Here is a 16,073-nt window from a genome sequence, read left to right as displayed (position 1 = left end):
GCACTGAATTGCGTTGTTAACGAGTATGTGTGGTGAATTGGGATGGCCCGTGAGCTTTCTGAGAATACGACGATCTATGATGACGATGGGCGGATTGTATCCTTGTCATCGGTCGAGCCAGTTGACTTACCGACGCCCAGCCGCTCGACCCCGCGGGTAGAGATCGCTGTCGGACAGGTTGATGAGGAGGCGGATGCCGCTCTGCGTGATGCACTCGACGCATTGGTTGCAGAACTGGGCGGGCCGTCCGATGCATTCGCTTTCTCAGATGCTGAGATGTCGCTGCTTGCGCCTGAAACCGAACTGGCAAAAGCCGCAGACGAGCCGGATGAAGGCAGTCCTGCCGCGGAGCCGGACGAACCGTCAGACCCCACACCGCCAGAGGAGAAGTTGGATGCCGAATGGGTCATCACGCCGATGACAGACGGTCGTCAGGATGTTACGCCCGATGGTCGTTTGGTTCAGGCAGCATTGGGCAATCGCAATGATGGCATTGACCTGGTCGGGACTTGGCGCGCCGAGGCCTTACGCGGCACAGATGGGGATGATGTCATCGCAGCGCTCCGGGGCGCTGACACCATTGCCGGCGGCGCTGGACCTGACCTTTTCGTCTTTGCGCAAATGGGTGAGGGCCAGAACTGGATTGAGGACTTCGAAGCCGACAAAGATGCGCTCTATTGGGACGCTGAGATCCTCTTTGACCTTGAGGATCTTGCGATCCGGCAAGATGGTGGTGACACCGTCATTGAATGGCATTTCGGAACGTCATCGGTCCGGTTGGAAAATGTCTTGGCTGCCGATCTGTCAGAGGATCATTTGCTGATCGGATAAATGAAAAAGGCGGCACAACAATGCCGCCTTTCCCAAACAAATATGCTGATTTGAATCAGAGCGTCGGGTCGAGCGCGACGAACCGTGGCTCGCCTGCATCCCGCACGAGCAGGAGCACGGATTTCCGACCCGCATCCGCCGCAGCTGCAAACGCATCTGCTACTTCTGTCGGCGTGGAGACGGCCCGCTGACCCACTTCCGAAATCACCTGACCAGAGCGCATGCCACGCGCAAACGCATCACTTGACTGGTCTACGTTGACCACGACCACACCGTCGATGTCGGCACGAATATCGTACTCAGCGCGAACCTCTTCGGTTAGTTCGATCAAATCCATGCCAGAGACGGTTGCAGTCTCCGGTCCGTCGGTCTTTCCGTCCTCTTCCGGCACCGTCACACCGCCTGCGATCGCTGCCTCCTCAAGCCGTCCGAGCGTCACATTCAGGGTGCGGGTCCGGCCATCACGATAGACAACGACGCGAACCGTAGAGCCAACTGCTGTGTCCGCGACAACGCGCGGAAGCTCGCTCATCTCGCCGATTTCCTCACCGTTGAAGGTCAGGATCACGTCGCCAGCCTCAATACCACCGTCCGCAGCTGGGCCGGGCGGTACGTCAGCGACGAGAGCACCACGTGCCTCTTCCAGTCCCAGCGCCTCGGCGACACCTTCATCAACGGGCTGAATGCGGACCCCAAGCCAGCCACGGCGTGTCTCTCCAAACTCACGCAACTGATCGACGACACCGGTCACGACAGCGGACGACATCGAGAAACCAATTCCGATGGATCCGCCATTAGGCGAGAGGATTGCCGTGTTCACGCCGATGACGTCGCCATCCATATTGAACAGCGGACCGCCCGAGTTACCGCGGTTGATTGCGGCGTCAGTCTGAATGAAGTCATCGTAAGAGCCTGAAAGCTCCCGATTGCGGGCGGAGACAATACCGGCCGATACAGAAAAGCCTTGGCCCAGCGGATTACCGATTGCCAACACCCAGTCGCCTACACGGGCAAGATCGCTGTCACCGAATTCCACGAAGGGAAGCGGCTCTTCCGGTTCAACCTTCAACAATGCGATGTCGGTACGTGGATCCGTGCCGATCACCTCGGCCGGCAGTTCCATGCCGTTCTCGAAAAACTCGATGAGAATTTCATCCGCCTGCTCGATCACATGGTTGTTCGTGACAATGTATCCGTCAGCAGAAATGACGAAGCCCGATCCCAGCGCGGAAGCCCGGCGCGAGCGCGGTTCCCCTGGCTGACGATCCATGAAATCTTCAAAGAAATCCTGGAAAGGCGATCCTTCCGGGATCATTGGGTTCATACCCTGCGCCTGCTCTGTGATGATCTGCGATGTCGTAATATTCACGACCGATGGGCTTAGCCGTTCGGCCAGATCTGCAAAGCTGTCCGGGCGCGTCTGCGCCTCAACCGGGGCGACAGTGGGGACGACGACCGCCAGTCCGGCGACCAGCGCCAGGACCAGTCCAAAACCGCGCCCCTTTTGGGGGGTGATCTGGTTGCTAAGGATCAACTCTATTCCTCCTGATCTCGAAACAAATCGGCTCGAAAACGTGAACCGTCTGCCCAGAGGTGTTTCTTGTCTGTTGCAAATGCAACACTATCTCGCTCTCTACCCATCACGAGCGCGTGACCATTAAGTGGGTCAGGAGGCGTTGGAAGCAAGCTGTTCAAACGCCTCACCCCGCGCCTCGAAGCTGGGGAACTGATCGAAACTCGCACAAGCCGGGGCGAGCAGGATCGTCTCACCGTCCACAGCATCCGCCAACGCATCCGCAAATGCAGCCTCCAGCGTGCCGCTCACTTTATGTGGGTGTTCGCCCAACTGCTCTGAAAAAGCATGTGCAGCTTCACCGATAAGATATGTCTTCTCGACCCGATCCATCAGCGGCAGCAATGAAGCGATCCCCCCCTCTTTCGCAACACCGCCGGCAATCCAGCGGATGCGCTTGAACGCCTTGAGCGCCTGTTCTGCGGCATCTGCGTTTGTCGCCTTGGAGTCGTTGACCAAGCGCACACCACGGACCTCACCGACGGTCTGACACCGATGCCGCAAGCCAGGATATGACCTTAAGCCCCCTTCGATCTGCCGCGGCCCCAGATTGAGCGCGCGGGCCGCTGCCCAGGCCGCGCAGGCGTTCTGATGATTGTGTGCACCAGGCAAGCCTGACACCTCGCGCAAATCTACCGAGGCAACCTGCCGCCCCTTGCGCCACTCTGCCAGGAATCCCTTTCGGGCGAAAACGGACCAGCCGTCGCCAGACAACTTCGTACCGGACGAGATACGAATGACCGGGTCGCCCTGTTCCGCCTCTTCGCGCAATTGCGCAGCGAGATAACGGCCTTCCCTTTCATCCACTCCGATGATGGCGCGCTCTGGCCCGCCTTGCGAGAACAGTCGGCGCTTCGCTGCGAAGTAGCCCCCCATCCCGCCATGGCGGTCCAGATGGTCCGGGCTCAAATTCAAAAACACGGCGATGTCAGGAGACAGGGCGCGGGCGAGTTCTGTCTGGTAGCTCGACAGTTCCAAGACGACCACCATACCGTCGCGGGCAGGATCGAGATCAAGTACACCACGTCCAATATTGCCGCCCATCTGCACATCATGCCCGGCCTGCTTAAGAATGTGCACAATCAGGGCGGTTGTGGTCGATTTGCCGTTCGATCCGGTCACGCAGACGATGCGGGGCGCGCGTTCAAATTCTTCCCAATCTTCTGTCGCAAAACTTCGGAAGAACAGGCCGATGTCGTTGTCGATCACGGCCCCCTGACGTTGGGCCATCTCGATTGCAGGATGCGGGGACGGATAGAGGTGCGGGATACCTGGGGAGGTAATGACAGCGGCAATACCCTCATATGTCCGTTCTTTGGTCAGATCCGCGACAGTAAACCTCTCATCCTGTGCCACAGACCGCGCCTCGACGTTGTCATCCCAGCAAATCGGATCAGCACCGCCAGCACGTAGGGCGCGGGCCGTCGCCAGACCCGATCGCCCCAGTCCAAGCACTCCAACCCGTTTTCCGTCATACCCGCGCACAGGAATCATGGGAATGCTCCTTAATTGGGAGGGGCGTGAAGGGATCGCATCGCCAGCATCAACGGATCTTGAGCGTTGCCAACCCGATCAGCGCCAAAATCAAGGCAATGATCCAGAACCGGATGACGATCGTGCTCTCCGCCCAGCCCTTTTTTTCAAAGTGGTGGTGGATCGGGGCCATCAAGAAGACCCGCTTTCCGGTCCGCTTGAACACCGCAACCTGAATGATGACGCTCAGCGCCTCGACAACGAAAAGACCGCCGATGATGGCAAGCACGATCTCATGCTTGGTTGCAACGGCGATGGCACCCAGCGCACCGCCCATGGCAAGCGATCCAGTGTCCCCCATAAACACCGCAGCCGGTGGTGCATTATACCAAAGAAAGCCAAGACCGGCTCCGATGACTGCAGCGCAAAAGACCGTCACTTCACCGGTTCCGGCGACGTAATGGACGTCCAGATACTCAGTGTAGTCCACGCGCCCGACCAGATAGGCGATAATGCCGAAGGAGGCTGCCGCGATCATCACAGGCATGATCGCCAATCCATCCAGACCGTCTGTCAGGTTGACCGCATTCGCAGCACCCACAATCACCAGCATCGCAAACGGAATGAACACAAAGGACAGGTTCAGCAGCAGGTCCTTAAAGAGTGGGAATGCCAGATGGGCCGAGAGTTCGGGATCCTGCATCTGCATCGCAATGACCGCTGCAATGCCCGCCAGCAGAAACCCAAGGCCGAGCCGCACCTTGCCAGAGACACCCGCAACATTGCCCTTGGACACTTTGGCGTAGTCATCCGCAAACCCGATGGCGCCAAACCCCATGGTTACCATGAGAACCATCCAGACATATCCATTGTCCCAGCGCGCCCAGACGAGCGTTGAAACCAGCACAGCGGCGAGGATCAGCACACCCCCCATCGTCGGGGTTCCAGATTTCTCAATAATATGCCGCTCGGGTCCGTCAGCGCGGATCGGCTGACCGGTCTTTTGACGCCGACGCAACTCGTCAATCAGCGGTCGCCCGAAGGCAAATCCGATGATCAAAGCTGTCAGGAACGCGCCACCTGACCGGAACGAGATATAGCGAAACAGATTGAACACATCGCCGCCATCCGACAGCGCTGTAAGGTAATAGAGCATTAGACCTCGTCCTCGTCTTCGAGACTGGCAGCGGGGGCGCAATGGCCCAATTTCTTGATGGCGTCAACGATAAGGGCCGCTTGCGAACCCTTGGACCCTTTCACCAACACCGCATCCCCTGCGTCGAGCAATGCGGCAACCCGTTTGGCAAGCTTCGGCGCACTGTCGTACCACTCGCCCCGTTTGCCTTGCGGCATGGCGGTGTGCAGGGCCTCCATCAACGGACCGGCTGAGTGGACGCGGTCAATGGTGGAAAGGGTCGGATGGCTGGCCAGGTCCGCATGGGCGGTGAGTTCAATATCGCCCAGCTCCAGCATATCCGTCAGGAATAGGACACGGCGCCCCCGCGCGACCCGCCCGATCCCGTCGCGGGGCTGTGCTGCGGCCAGGACCTCGAACGCTGCTCCCATAGATGTCGGGTTGGCGTTGTATGCATCGTCAATCAGCAGGATTGCCCCATCCATACCGGCCTCGCCCAGATCGACACGCCAACGCGCACCGCGCCCGTCGGGCGCCTCCCACTGGGCCAGATCGAGCGCAGCATGCGCGACGTCCTGTCCCAAGCCTTCAACCGCGGCAAGAACAGCCATTGCATTCTCGGCAAGGTGACGACCGGGCGCGGCAAGCTTGAAGAACAGTTTGCGGTCATGAACTTGCGCTGTGCAAACCGTCGTCGCCCCTTTGATCTGTGCACTTTCCAGATGGAAAACGGGGCGTCCGGCCGAGCCAAACGTTACAATCTTCGCTCCAACGCCCTTCGCCCTTCGCTGTAGGATCGGAAAGGTTTCGATATCCCGGTTGAGCACCGCAGTGCCACCAGGCACGAGACCGGCCACAATCTCTGCCTTTTCGCGGGCAATGCCCGACACATCCTCGAACGCGGCAACGTGAACAGCAGCCACTGTCGTCACGATGGCGACATCCGGTTGGGCAAATCTTGAGAGCGGCGCAATCTCACCGGGCGCATTCATCCCAATCTCGATCACCGCGAAATCTGTCTCTCGCGGCATGCGCGCAAGGGTCAGCGGAACGCCCCAATGGTTGTTGAAGCTCCGCTCAGCCGCGTGAACGCGACCAAATTGGTGCAGGACATGCCGCAACATTTCTTTGACGCCGGTTTTTCCAACGGACCCCGTGACGGCCGCAACCTGCCCAGCCATGCGGGCACGGGCGGCTCGCGCCATTCCCTCGAGGGCATCGAGGACATCATCCACGACAAGAAGCGGTGCATCTTTGGCAAGCCCATCGGGCCGATGACTGACCAACGCTGCAGCCGCACCTGCCTCTAACGCCGCCGCGACAAAGTCATGACCATCCCGCACGTCCTTCAGGGCGACAAAAAGATCCCCCTTCTCAATCGATCTTGTGTCAATCGAAACACCGGTAATGTCGCGGGACGGTTGGGCGGAAAAGCGTCCGCCGGTAGCCGCGATAAGCTCATCAAGGTGCCAAAGAACGCTCATTGCGCCACCTCCACGTCGCCCGGTTCGCCATCCAGCGCTTCAACCGCCTTCCGCGCCTCTATCCGATCATCAAAAGGATGCAGCGTTCCGACAATCATCTGTCCGGTCTCGTGACCCTTGCCGCAGATCAGCAAGACATCACCCTTTCCCAGCATGGAGGCTCCAGCGCGGATCGCCTCGGCCCGGTCGCCGATCTCCTGGGCGTCCGGCGCACCTGCCAGAACTTCCGCTCGGATGGTTGCGGGATCTTCGCTTCGTGGATTGTCATCCGTCACAATCACTGCGTCCGCACCCTCCCTCGCAGCCTTCCCCATCAGAGGCCGCTTGCCCTTGTCGCGATCTCCGCCTGCACCCACGATTGCGATCAACTTTCCGGAAACGTGGGGACGGATCGCGGTCAGCGCAGTCTCGATGCTGTCAGGCGTGTGGGAATAGTCCACATAGATCTCGCCGCCGCGCCGCCGCTGGGCGGCAAGCTCCATCCGGCCAGAGACGGGCGAAAGCTGTGGCAATGCCGCAAAGACACGTGTTGGCTCAGCCCCAGCAGCAACGGCCAAGCCGGCCGCAAGCATGGCGTTTTCAACCTGAAAAGCGCCAATCAAGGACAGCTCCGCGCCGTATTCCCGATCCTCATGGCGGAACGTCACGCGCTGACCAGTTGTGGCGTAACGAACCGAAAGGATGCGCAGATCCGCGCCCTCGCTCTGTCCGACTGAGAAGACAGGATGACCCGCGCCGCGCGCGACATCGGCCATGCGGCATCCCACCTCGGTGTCGATATTGACGACTGCCGGTGCGCCCATTGTGAGCACGCGATTAAACAATAGCGCCTTTGCAGCCTCATAAGCCTCCGGCGTTTCGTGATAATCGAGGTGATCGCGGGTGAGGTGGGTGAACCCTGCTGCAGCCAGCGTTACGCCATCCAGGCGACGTTGGGCCAGCCCGTGGCTGGACGCTTCCATCGCGGCATGTGTCACACCCTGCTCTGCCAGACTGGCAAGCAAACGGTGCAGCTCCACTGGCTCTGGTGTGGTGTGGCTGAGCGGGGCGTTGACTTGTCCTTCAACACCTGCAGTCCCGAAATTGACACCTGCCAACCCCATGGCCCGCCAGAGTTGGCGCGTGAATGTCGCGACGGAGGTCTTTCCGTTGGTGCCGGTCACAGCGACAACCGTTTCAGGCTGCACGCCAAAGAAGCCAGCAGCGATATGGGCGAGTACGGCGCGCGGGTCATCCGACACCAACCAGCCGCATCGCGAATGCAAATTGTCCTGCGCCGCGCGCGCAAACCCTTCTGCATCGGTCAGCACGACACTCGCGCCTTGTTGGAGCGCTTTGCCTATAAATGTGATGCCGTGTGCATTCACGCCGGGCAGTGCGGCAAACAGAAAGTCAGCCTCGACCGCGCGACTGTCGGGGGTCAGTCCAGCTATCTGGTGATCGTCCGCAAGATTGACGACGGCGTCGAGAGTGTCCGGCAATATTGGCAACAGCGCGCGCATAGTGACCTCGGCTGATTTCAAATGCTGAAGAGCAACATGATCTAGCCGCGCCCCCCTGCAAGGGCCATCCCCGGAATTTCCGGATCCGACTGGCGCGATTGCGGGCGCAGGCCCAGAACGGGGGCGACGCGCCGAATGATCATCCCGGCCGTCGGGGCCGCTGTCCATCCTGCCGTACGGCGTACGACCGGGCCGGATCTGTCTTCGGGTTCATCAAGTGTCACGACTAGAACATATTCTGGATCGCTTGCTGGGAAGACCGCGGCAAAAGTTGCGATGACCCGGTCTTCGGCATAGCCGCCTTGGGAGGGTTTATCAGCCGTCCCGGTCTTTCCGCCGACTTCATATCCTTCAACATCCGCGAACCCAGCCGTGCCGTCAGACACAACTGCGCGCAACATGCGGTTCACCATGCCCGACGTCCGTTCGGAGATCACGCGATCCGCCTCGGTCGGCATGGCCGCATCGGCCAATAGTGTCGGCGTGACCCGCAGGCCGCCATTCGCGACCGTCGCGTAAGCGCTGGCCAGATGAAGTGGGGTGGCTGCAAGCCCGTGGCCGTAACTGATTGTCATCGTGGAAAGATCGGACCAACGCGGTGGAAGCAATGGGCGGGCAGAGCGGCTTTCGGGCAATTCGACCTCAACCGGGTCGAAAAACCCAAGCTCTCGCAGGAACTCCTGATGACGTTCAATGCCGATATCGAGTGCGATACGTGCCGTCCCGATGTTCGAGCTGTGCTCCATAACCTCGGTGACAGACAGCTCGGGTCCGTAGTTGTGAAAATCCCGGATCCGGAATCGCCCCCACTGCAAAGGACCGCGCGTGTCGATCATCGTCTCTGGATTGACCAGCCCAAGCTCAAGGCTTTGCGCCACGGTCAGTGTCTTGAAGGTCGAGCCAAGCTCGTAGACCCCTTGGGATGCACGGCTGAAGAGCTGATCGGCATCCGGGCCACGCGGCGCGGGCCGATCATTCGGATCAAAGTCCGGCAGAGAGACCATGGAGACGATCTCTCCATTGTCGGCCCGCATCAGAATTCCCGTTGCTCCGATCGCGTCAAACCGCTCCATCTGTTGGGCCAACACATCGCGCATCGCGTTCTGTGCCCGCAGATCAATCGACAGGCGTAGCGGCTCATCAATGCGCTCGGGATCCCCAAGCCTTTCATTGAACATCAGTTCAACGCCAGCAGTGCCCGCGGTTTCTGCCGCGCGGGCAGCTTCACGTTCAAAGCGGGAGCCGCCAAGAATGTGGCCCAGCCGCCGTCCCTGCGGATAAACCCGCGTCTCACGCGGCCCGTAGAATACGCCCGGTTGACCAAGATCGTGGACGGCCTGAAGCTGCTCAGGGCTCACTTGGCTCTGAATCCAATGAAAGTTGCCCGGACGCGCAAACAGCGTCATCAAGGCCTCTGCTTCCAGATCCGGGAAGATGTTGGCAAGACCGATGGCAACGCCTTCCGGATCAACCATCCGGCGCGTTTCCACATAAAGGGCCGAGGTCACGATGTTCGTGGCCAGAAGCTCTCCATTCACGTCTACGATATCAGCACGGTGCGCACGCAGGGGATCGGCGGTCGCGCTCTGCTCCTGCTGTGGAACATCACTTGCCGAGATGACGGCCATCTTTCCCGCCACTGCGCCAAATCCCATCACGAAGACAGCGCTCAACAACCACAGCCTGCGCTGCGCACGCCGCGTTTCCTCTGCCCTGCGCAGACGGCAGGCAGCAGCGCGCCGCTCGGCATCGACGACATCCGGGTCGATGCCCTGGTTGCGCGCCGCAATGACGCGGGCAAGTGGTCTGAGCGGGACGCGGATCATGGCTCATACCCGTTGAAGGCGACGACTTCTTGCACCGTCATCGGCAACTGGAACTGATTTCTGTCAGCCCGCGCCAGCACATCCGGCAGCGCAGATGGCACCTCGGTCGGATAGGCGACCATTTGCATGCCGCCAAAATGCTGCGGATCAAGCGGGATCAAACCCAATTCGTCGAAATGCATGGCAACAAGGCGGTCGAGCCGCTGCGGACGGTTGAGAAAGGCCCATTCCACACGCAGGACATCCAGCGCCTCACGCTCTGCCGCGATCCGCGTTTGAAGGCGCTCGATCTCTCGCAAACCGTCTTTCGTGTCACTGTTGACGCTGTACGCCCAAACAGCTGAGGACAGAACCATGGCGAAGGCGACAAGATAGGCTGGACTGCGCATCACGATCTCCCTGCGCCAAGTTGAATCAAATCAAGCCTCGGTAGGCCGAGACCTTTCACATCCGCCGGATGAGCGGCGGCATCTGTGCGGCGCGCGGCGCGCAACTTCGCGGATCGGGACCGCGGATTGCGCTCCAACTCGTCCTTGCTGGCGGTGACCGCTTTACGGTTGAGCAATTCGAAGCTGGGAGGGGTCACATCCGTTGGCGGCGCATACCGGTTTCCGCCGCCTCCCTTGCCGGAGCGATCCGCCAAAAAACGCTTCACGATGCGATCTTCCAGCGAGTGGAATGTGACCACGATCAGAACGCCGCCGGGGCGCAACATCTGTTCCGCAGCCAAGAGCGCGCGGGCAAGCTCGGCCAGTTCTTCATTCACCGCGATGCGTAGCGCCTGAAAACTGCGCGTGGCTGGATGCGGCTGGCCAGGCTTCTGGCGTGGCAGAACACCACTGACAATCTCGGCCAGACGCAGGGTGGAATCTGCCACCGGACGAGCGGCAACAATCGCCTGGGCAATCCGGCGAGAGGCCCGTTCCTCACCATATTGGAACAGGATATCGGCAAGTTCTGCTTCGCTCGCTCCATTTACGAGATCTGCGGCGGATGGTCCGGCGTCGCTCATGCGCATGTCCAGGGGGCCGTCCTTCTGAAACGAAAACCCCCGATCCGCCTCATCAATCTGCATCGACGACACACCGATATCCAACACGATACCGTCAAGCGCCGTCGCACCGGCCTCGCGCGCCAGTGTATCGAGTTGGCCAAACGTGCCCGGCAGGAAAGTGAAGCGATCTGAATAGTCGGCTGACCAGCGTGCCATCTCGCGAGCCGCACGAGGATCGCGATCAACCCCATAAACATGCTCCGCCCCATGATCGAGCAGCGCGCGGGTATATCCACCTGCACCCAGAGTGCCATCAAGCCAAACGCCGCCCACGGGCGTGGCGGCGCTCAGAACCTCATTCAGCAGGACGGGAATGTGGGGCGCGTCACTCATGCCGGGGCTCCGACTGCAACCGCATCTGCGCGACCCGATCAAGCCGGGCTTCCTCTTCGATCTCCTCAATCAGCCGGTAGACGTCAGTCGGATCTTCCTCATCATCGTTCCACCAGCCTTCATCATCCTCATCCAGAGCGTAGTTGTCCGCCGTCCAAAGCTCGAACCACCGAACCATGCCCACGCCGATCAGGGGAACGCCTGCGGCAATCCCAACTTTTGCGCGGAACTTTTCGCTCAAGACGACCCGGCCACTGTCATCAATCAGCAGATCATGTGCCGAGCCGAACTTGCGGGCGAGTTTCTTGTGCTTTTTGGAGAATTGCGGAAGCCGGTCGACATATTTCTCAAGCGTCTTGAACCGCTCTTGCCCGTAGAACTGTAGGCAAGGCCGACGATCTGCATTCTGCATCAAGACGCACTTCACGGGCTGCCCCTGGGACCATCCGGGGATCTGAGCCTCTATGACACGGCGAAAGGCAGCCGGGATCGACATACGACCCTTGGCATCTGCCTTCATCTCGAACTCGCCGCGAAAGCTCTGCTCCACCGCCCCATCTTTCTGTTCCAGTCCATGCCGAATTGGCTGGACCGATCACCTGTCTGGGCGGGGGCTGAATTGGAAACGGCGGGCGTGATGCTCACACGACCCGCCGTAACTGTCCCAACGTGTTCTATGAAGCTACGGTGCTGTTTGTCGTCGCACCGATTACCTACTCCACTGCCAACGCCCTTTTGCGAGAGGGAGAGCCTGTAGAAACCTGCCTCGGATTACGCCCGGATCCTTGTGGACCTCATTTGCGCTGCTCTCTTTCTCTTGAGGATCACTATGCAGCGACACCGTATGCCTAGCAATGGTTTTTTATGCCATTCTGTGCCCTCGTGCGCATTTTTGCCACAATTTGAGGGTCGTCAAATTTTGAACGCTAAATATAGACGCTCATTTATGGGGAAATTTCCGAAAACTCTGTGCGGATGGCCTGTAAGCCGGATTTTGTCCCGGGATTCCATCGAATCCCATGGATGACCATTCGTCTGGGACGTTGCTTGCGCAACGCCTCACGCAGCCAACCCGGATCGCTGTGGTGAAGCAGCCATGCCCCGAAAGGCGCGCGATCCCTATTTGGCCTTGCTCCCGGCGGGGCTTGCCGTGCCCGGTCTGTTGCCAGCCCGGCGGTGGTCTCTTACTCCACCGTTTCACCCTTCCCCGTCGCCGGGAGGTCTGATTTCTGTGGCGCTTTCCCTCAGGTTGCCCTGGCCGGACGTTATCCGGCGCCGTCGCTTCAAGGAGTCCGGACTTTCCTCACCGATTTCCCGGCGCGATCATCCAGCCATCCGCACATTGGTTGGAATAGCGTGCCATCATGACAATTCACAACCTCAAATAGTGAAACAAGGTGCGGACCGATCTAGGCGACCCGTATGTCAGCTGGCCGAGGTTCGGAAAGCGCCTCTTTCGAGAAAATGTGCCGCCCCTTTTCATCGATGGAGATCGAGAGCATGGACTCCAGCGTGAACCAGCTGCGAAGCATGCGGAACAGCAAGTATTGCGGCAAGTAGAGCAGCCCGCGTGGCATGCCGTTGACCAATGCAGCAAAAATAGCAACCAGTGTCGGCATTCCAACAATCACGGCAAAAATCGCCTGCCAGGCCAGATCGGAGGATGAATCGAAATGGGTCACGTACTCGACCACGCCGAAGACAATCATGGGCACCATCATCGTGCGCCTGGCTGAGTTGATCAGCATATAGGGCAGGATGATGCGTCCCCGCGTACTCGACTTACGGCGAAAGATCACGTCGCGGCAGCGCGAACAGATGTGGTAGATTGAACGAAACCAGCGCATCCGCTGTTCCCGCATGTGGCTGAGGGTGACCGGCACCTCGGAGATATAGCGAATGCGCGGTTCCACGATCAGCCGATAGCCGAGCTCGCCAATCCGTAGCGAGATATCGGTATCTTCGCCATTCATGCCACCGACAAAGCCGCCGAGACGCCTTGGAAGTTCGGTTCGGTAGACGGCAAACATGCCCGGAACGCCGACGACCGCGTTAATGCTGGCCATACCGATTTGATAGAAACCGTGCTTGGTAACCACCTCCATCAATCGGGCCTTGTCGAATGGCCCGCCACCGGGTGGCAACGGGATGCCACCAACAACGCCGACGTCCGGCTCAGCGAAATATGCAGCGGCCAATGTGAATGCATCCTCGGAAACTTGGGTGTCCGCATCAACGCGCACCAGAAGAGGCGTCTTTGTCAGGCGCAAGCCCGCATTCAAGGCGTTGGCCTTGCCCGGACGTTCGACGAACACAACCTCACCCGTCAGTGCTTCACACTGCGAAAGAGCGACGCGAGCCAGCTGGTCGGTCGCATCCTCGGAATTGTTGTCGAGCACGAGCAGATGCACGTCGCCCGCGTAGTGCGCCGCCGCCTGATCAAGCGCGGCAATCGTGCGCTGGATGATATATTCCTCGTTATGCGCAGGAACGATCACCGTCATTGCAGGCGCGTGATCCGCATCGGCCACCCGCCGATAGGACAGGCGCGCCAAGACGTAGAGGGTCACAAAGAACACGGGCAGAAACAGGAAAACGCCTGGCCCAATGCCACCCAACAGTCCGACGCCTCGCATGTAGTGGATCACGGCCAGATCGAGTGATGCGACATAGATCGAAACAGCCGCAGCGAAGATGGTTACCGCAATCAACCTGAGAAGCGGCCGAATGCTCCGCCCCCGTCCCGTATCAACATCAATACGCGAGGGCATCCGTCCACGTTCGAGGAGCTTCCAGGAAAAGACCGCGAACCCCAACAGGCCGCTTTCAATCTCAATCAGGTGGAGGCTGAACGTGATCCCCAGGGCGAAGCTGATCACGATATTCGCAACATCCAGCAAGCCGCACAGCGCAACGTAGGTCGCTGTAAGATCGAACCAGAAAAGAAAGCGGGCCTTCGCCGTTCCGTTGCAAAACAATGCAAACGCGATGAAAAAGCTCAGTGTGAAAATCCGCATTGGGATCGAGTGAGCACCGCTATAGGGCGAAAAGATCAGATCATCATTTGGAAAGATGGCGTTTAGCAGGTGCAGCTCATTGATGCCCCACAAGCCGAACGTGCCGAGAAGCAGAAATGCTCCGACCACTGCAAAGGCGCGCCAGGGTGCGACCCGACCGGAGAAACGCCGGGGCGCCGAATCCACGGACCAGTATTCATTCTGGGATCGCAGGTCATCCGATGCCATGGATCAGCTTCCGGAGCCCAGAACGATAACCATCACTGCACGCGGTGCATCGCTGCTGGCCAATACGTCAAGCATCGTCCCCTCAAGCGGCAGAGTTTCGGCCGCATCGCCGGGCGTGAAATAGCCACGCACCCATGCCGGACCGGGACGGGTGCGCGCGAATTCCAGTGCTTCGTTCGGTTCGGCCATGGCTAAGATCACATCGCGATCAGATTCCGCCTCAACACCCGCGGCTCCGACAATCAGGTCCTGCGCCAACCCCATCATCGCATTTGCGGTCGTTACATCTGTCTCCGTCCATAATTGGATGCCAATGGACGGAGTGCTGCCGAGCGCTGCGAGCAAAGGTTCCATCGCACTGGCGGGCGCGACTTGCCCGCCGGAAATCTGGGTTGACGGCAGGAGTTGTGCCGTCAACTCCGGCCGGATCAAGCATGGGCCGCGACCTTCCCAATCGGCCTGTAGGTTAACCTCGTAGCGAAGCAGCTCAGCGTCGTCCGCTTCCCCGAGTGGGATAATTGCTCGGTAGTCTGTGCGGCTGCCTGCAATACGCTCCTGATACAGGATGGACCCTGCGTGCTGGACGTTCAGCATCCACGCGGCTTCGCCAGGTAGAGGCTGTAGACGCAAATTCAGATCGAGCCGGTTCGGCAAGGTACGATCTTGAAGGGCGCTACGGGCCAAAGCAAAGGTCCAGTTTGCTCCGCGCTCAAACGTGACCGCGTCCGTTGACGCGCCTGCCTCCTCGGCCTGAACCGGCCAGTTAAGCGGCAAAACCGCGGATGCAGACGGGGGCAACGTGCCATCGTAATCTGCCGGATCAATCGTCGCTTCAGTTGCCTGATCTGGGCGGACAAACCGGACGGCATGCCCGGTGACCTGCGCACTAACGGCCGTCGCAAGCGCCTGCGCCTGGGCGTCGCGATCCGCAACAGGCCAGAGCAGTTCCGCTGGTTCACCTGCGACCAAAAGCTGATCCGCGAAGGTCGTGATCGGTTCTTCGAGCGCAAGCGTCAAACGGCTTGTCGGCTCAACATGCAAAAGGGCACCATAGCCCTCGTCCGTGGAGCATACTGCACTTGGCGTATCTCCGATCATGGCCATGGACACGACGAGCTGTCGGCGGATCAGATCATCAGCACTCAAGGGCAATTTGACCGTATAGTCGTCCATACCCGGTCGAATGGTCAGGACGCCGCGGCGGATGCCGTTCACATTGATCCGAAACTCCCCTTCTGTTCCTTCAGCAATATCACTGCGCAGATCGAGGGTCAGTTCCCCGGCCAGCCCCACCACGTCGCGAGGCAGATTGAAGCGAAGCGTCGCATAGGAGGGGACACCGCTCAGCGCGGTCCATCGGTCCGTGCCCTCCGCCGCGATCCACACCCGCTCGAAACTTTCGTCCACATCTTGGAGGTTGGGCGCACCGGATTGATCAAAACGATGCACGATCCGTTCGCTCCCAGACAGAAGCGGGACAGCTGCAAGCACTTCCGCACGCCGCTCTGTCAGCAGGAAAGCAACACCTGCCAATAGGAACGCGAGCAGCGCAATACCGATCAACCTCATCTCATTCTCCATTCGTTCAAGCGCGTGACGTAAGGGCGCTCAGCTAAA

12 protein-coding genes and 1 other RNA gene are annotated in these 16,073 nt (G+C 59.7%); 1 reads left to right on the top strand and 12 read right to left on the bottom strand.

Annotated elements, in window-relative coordinates:
- Positions 1-42 precede the first annotated feature (42 nt).
- Positions 43-831: a calcium-binding protein gene (locus POI8812_RS16500; protein ID WP_108783690.1), complete on the top strand. Its 789-nt coding sequence runs from the start codon at positions 43-45 to the stop codon at positions 829-831.
- Between the two features lie 55 nt (positions 832-886).
- On the opposite strand, the gene POI8812_RS16495 is transcribed toward POI8812_RS16500, so the two are convergent.
- The 12 genes from POI8812_RS16495 to POI8812_RS16440 form a co-directional block, all read right to left on the bottom strand.
- On the bottom strand, positions 887-2,365 hold the full coding sequence (locus tag POI8812_RS16495; protein WP_108783689.1) for a Do family serine endopeptidase: 1,479 nt from the start codon (positions 2,363-2,365) through the stop codon (positions 887-889).
- Positions 2,366-2,497: 132 nt separating this feature from the next.
- The gene (gene murD / locus POI8812_RS16490) at positions 2,498-3,898 is read right to left on the bottom strand and encodes a UDP-N-acetylmuramoyl-L-alanine--D-glutamate ligase (protein ID WP_108783688.1); all 1,401 of its coding nucleotides are present in this window, start codon (positions 3,896-3,898) and stop codon (positions 2,498-2,500) included.
- Between the two features lie 49 nt (positions 3,899-3,947).
- On the bottom strand, positions 3,948-5,033 hold the full coding sequence (gene mraY, locus POI8812_RS16485; protein ID WP_108783687.1) for a phospho-N-acetylmuramoyl-pentapeptide-transferase: 1,086 nt from the start codon (positions 5,031-5,033) through the stop codon (positions 3,948-3,950).
- Positions 5,033-6,496 (bottom strand): UDP-N-acetylmuramoyl-tripeptide--D-alanyl-D-alanine ligase, encoded by a 1,464-nt coding sequence (locus POI8812_RS16480; protein ID WP_108783686.1) that lies wholly within the window; start codon positions 6,494-6,496, stop codon positions 5,033-5,035. Before POI8812_RS16480 ends, mraY begins: the two co-directional genes overlap by 1 nt.
- Positions 6,493-7,998 (bottom strand): UDP-N-acetylmuramoyl-L-alanyl-D-glutamate--2,6-diaminopimelate ligase, encoded by a 1,506-nt coding sequence (locus tag POI8812_RS16475; RefSeq protein WP_108783685.1) that lies wholly within the window; start codon positions 7,996-7,998, stop codon positions 6,493-6,495. Before POI8812_RS16475 ends, POI8812_RS16480 begins: the two co-directional genes overlap by 4 nt.
- Positions 7,999-8,039: 41 nt before the next feature.
- A complete protein-coding gene (locus POI8812_RS16470) occupies positions 8,040-9,824 on the bottom strand; it encodes a peptidoglycan D,D-transpeptidase FtsI family protein (RefSeq protein ID WP_108783684.1) in 1,785 nt (594 codons plus the stop codon).
- Positions 9,821-10,213: a cell division protein FtsL gene (gene ftsL / locus POI8812_RS16465; protein WP_108783683.1), complete on the bottom strand. Its 393-nt coding sequence runs from the start codon at positions 10,211-10,213 to the stop codon at positions 9,821-9,823. The genes POI8812_RS16470 and ftsL overlap by 4 nt, the downstream gene beginning before the upstream one ends.
- Complete coding sequence (gene rsmH / locus POI8812_RS16460) at positions 10,213-11,211, bottom strand: 16S rRNA (cytosine(1402)-N(4))-methyltransferase RsmH (protein ID WP_108783682.1); 999 nt, start codon at positions 11,209-11,211, stop codon at positions 10,213-10,215. The genes ftsL and rsmH overlap by 1 nt, the downstream gene beginning before the upstream one ends.
- A complete protein-coding gene (locus POI8812_RS16455) occupies positions 11,204-11,761 on the bottom strand; it encodes a division/cell wall cluster transcriptional repressor MraZ (protein WP_108783681.1) in 558 nt (185 codons plus the stop codon). Before POI8812_RS16455 ends, rsmH begins: the two co-directional genes overlap by 8 nt.
- 417 nt (positions 11,762-12,178) lie before the next feature.
- An RNA gene (rnpB, locus tag POI8812_RS16450) (RNase P RNA component class A) lies at positions 12,179-12,550 on the bottom strand.
- 70 nt (positions 12,551-12,620) lie between these two features.
- On the bottom strand, positions 12,621-14,456 hold the full coding sequence (locus POI8812_RS16445; RefSeq protein ID WP_108783680.1) for a glycosyltransferase family 2 protein: 1,836 nt from the start codon (positions 14,454-14,456) through the stop codon (positions 12,621-12,623).
- A gap of 3 nt (positions 14,457-14,459) precedes the next feature.
- Positions 14,460-16,025 carry a cellulose biosynthesis cyclic di-GMP-binding regulatory protein BcsB gene (locus POI8812_RS16440; protein WP_108783679.1) on the bottom strand — a complete coding sequence of 522 codons (1,566 nt, stop codon included), beginning with the start codon at positions 16,023-16,025 and terminating at the stop codon, positions 14,460-14,462.
- Between the last annotated feature and the right edge of the window lie 48 nt (positions 16,026-16,073).

This window comes from Pontivivens insulae (genome assembly GCF_900302495.1).
Lineage (GTDB): Bacteria > Pseudomonadota > Alphaproteobacteria > Rhodobacterales > Rhodobacteraceae > Pontivivens > Pontivivens insulae.
Note: the sequence above shows the minus strand (reverse complement) of the source record. Positions and strands in the feature narration are given on the sequence as shown.

Excerpts from the sequence above, each read along its gene's own strand:
- POI8812_RS16445 (WP_108783680.1), bottom strand. The coding sequence starts at position 14,456 with ATGGCATCGGATGACCTGCGATCCCAGAATGAATACTGGTCCGTGGAT.
- ftsL (WP_108783683.1), bottom strand. The coding sequence starts at position 10,213 with ATGCGCAGTCCAGCCTATCTTGTCGCCTTCGCCATGGTTCTGTCCTCA.
- POI8812_RS16500 (WP_108783690.1), top strand. The coding sequence starts at position 43 with ATGGCCCGTGAGCTTTCTGAGAATACGACGATCTATGATGACGATGGG.
- rsmH (WP_108783682.1), bottom strand. The coding sequence starts at position 11,211 with ATGAGTGACGCGCCCCACATTCCCGTCCTGCTGAATGAGGTTCTGAGC.
- POI8812_RS16470 (WP_108783684.1), bottom strand. The coding sequence starts at position 9,824 with ATGATCCGCGTCCCGCTCAGACCACTTGCCCGCGTCATTGCGGCGCGC.
- murD (WP_108783688.1), bottom strand. The coding sequence starts at position 3,898 with ATGATTCCTGTGCGCGGGTATGACGGAAAACGGGTTGGAGTGCTTGGA.
- POI8812_RS16440 (WP_108783679.1), bottom strand. The coding sequence starts at position 16,025 with ATGAGGTTGATCGGTATTGCGCTGCTCGCGTTCCTATTGGCAGGTGTT.
- mraY (WP_108783687.1), bottom strand. The coding sequence starts at position 5,033 with ATGCTCTATTACCTTACAGCGCTGTCGGATGGCGGCGATGTGTTCAAT.
- POI8812_RS16480 (WP_108783686.1), bottom strand. The coding sequence starts at position 6,496 with ATGAGCGTTCTTTGGCACCTTGATGAGCTTATCGCGGCTACCGGCGGA.
- POI8812_RS16475 (WP_108783685.1), bottom strand. The coding sequence starts at position 7,998 with ATGCGCGCGCTGTTGCCAATATTGCCGGACACTCTCGACGCCGTCGTC.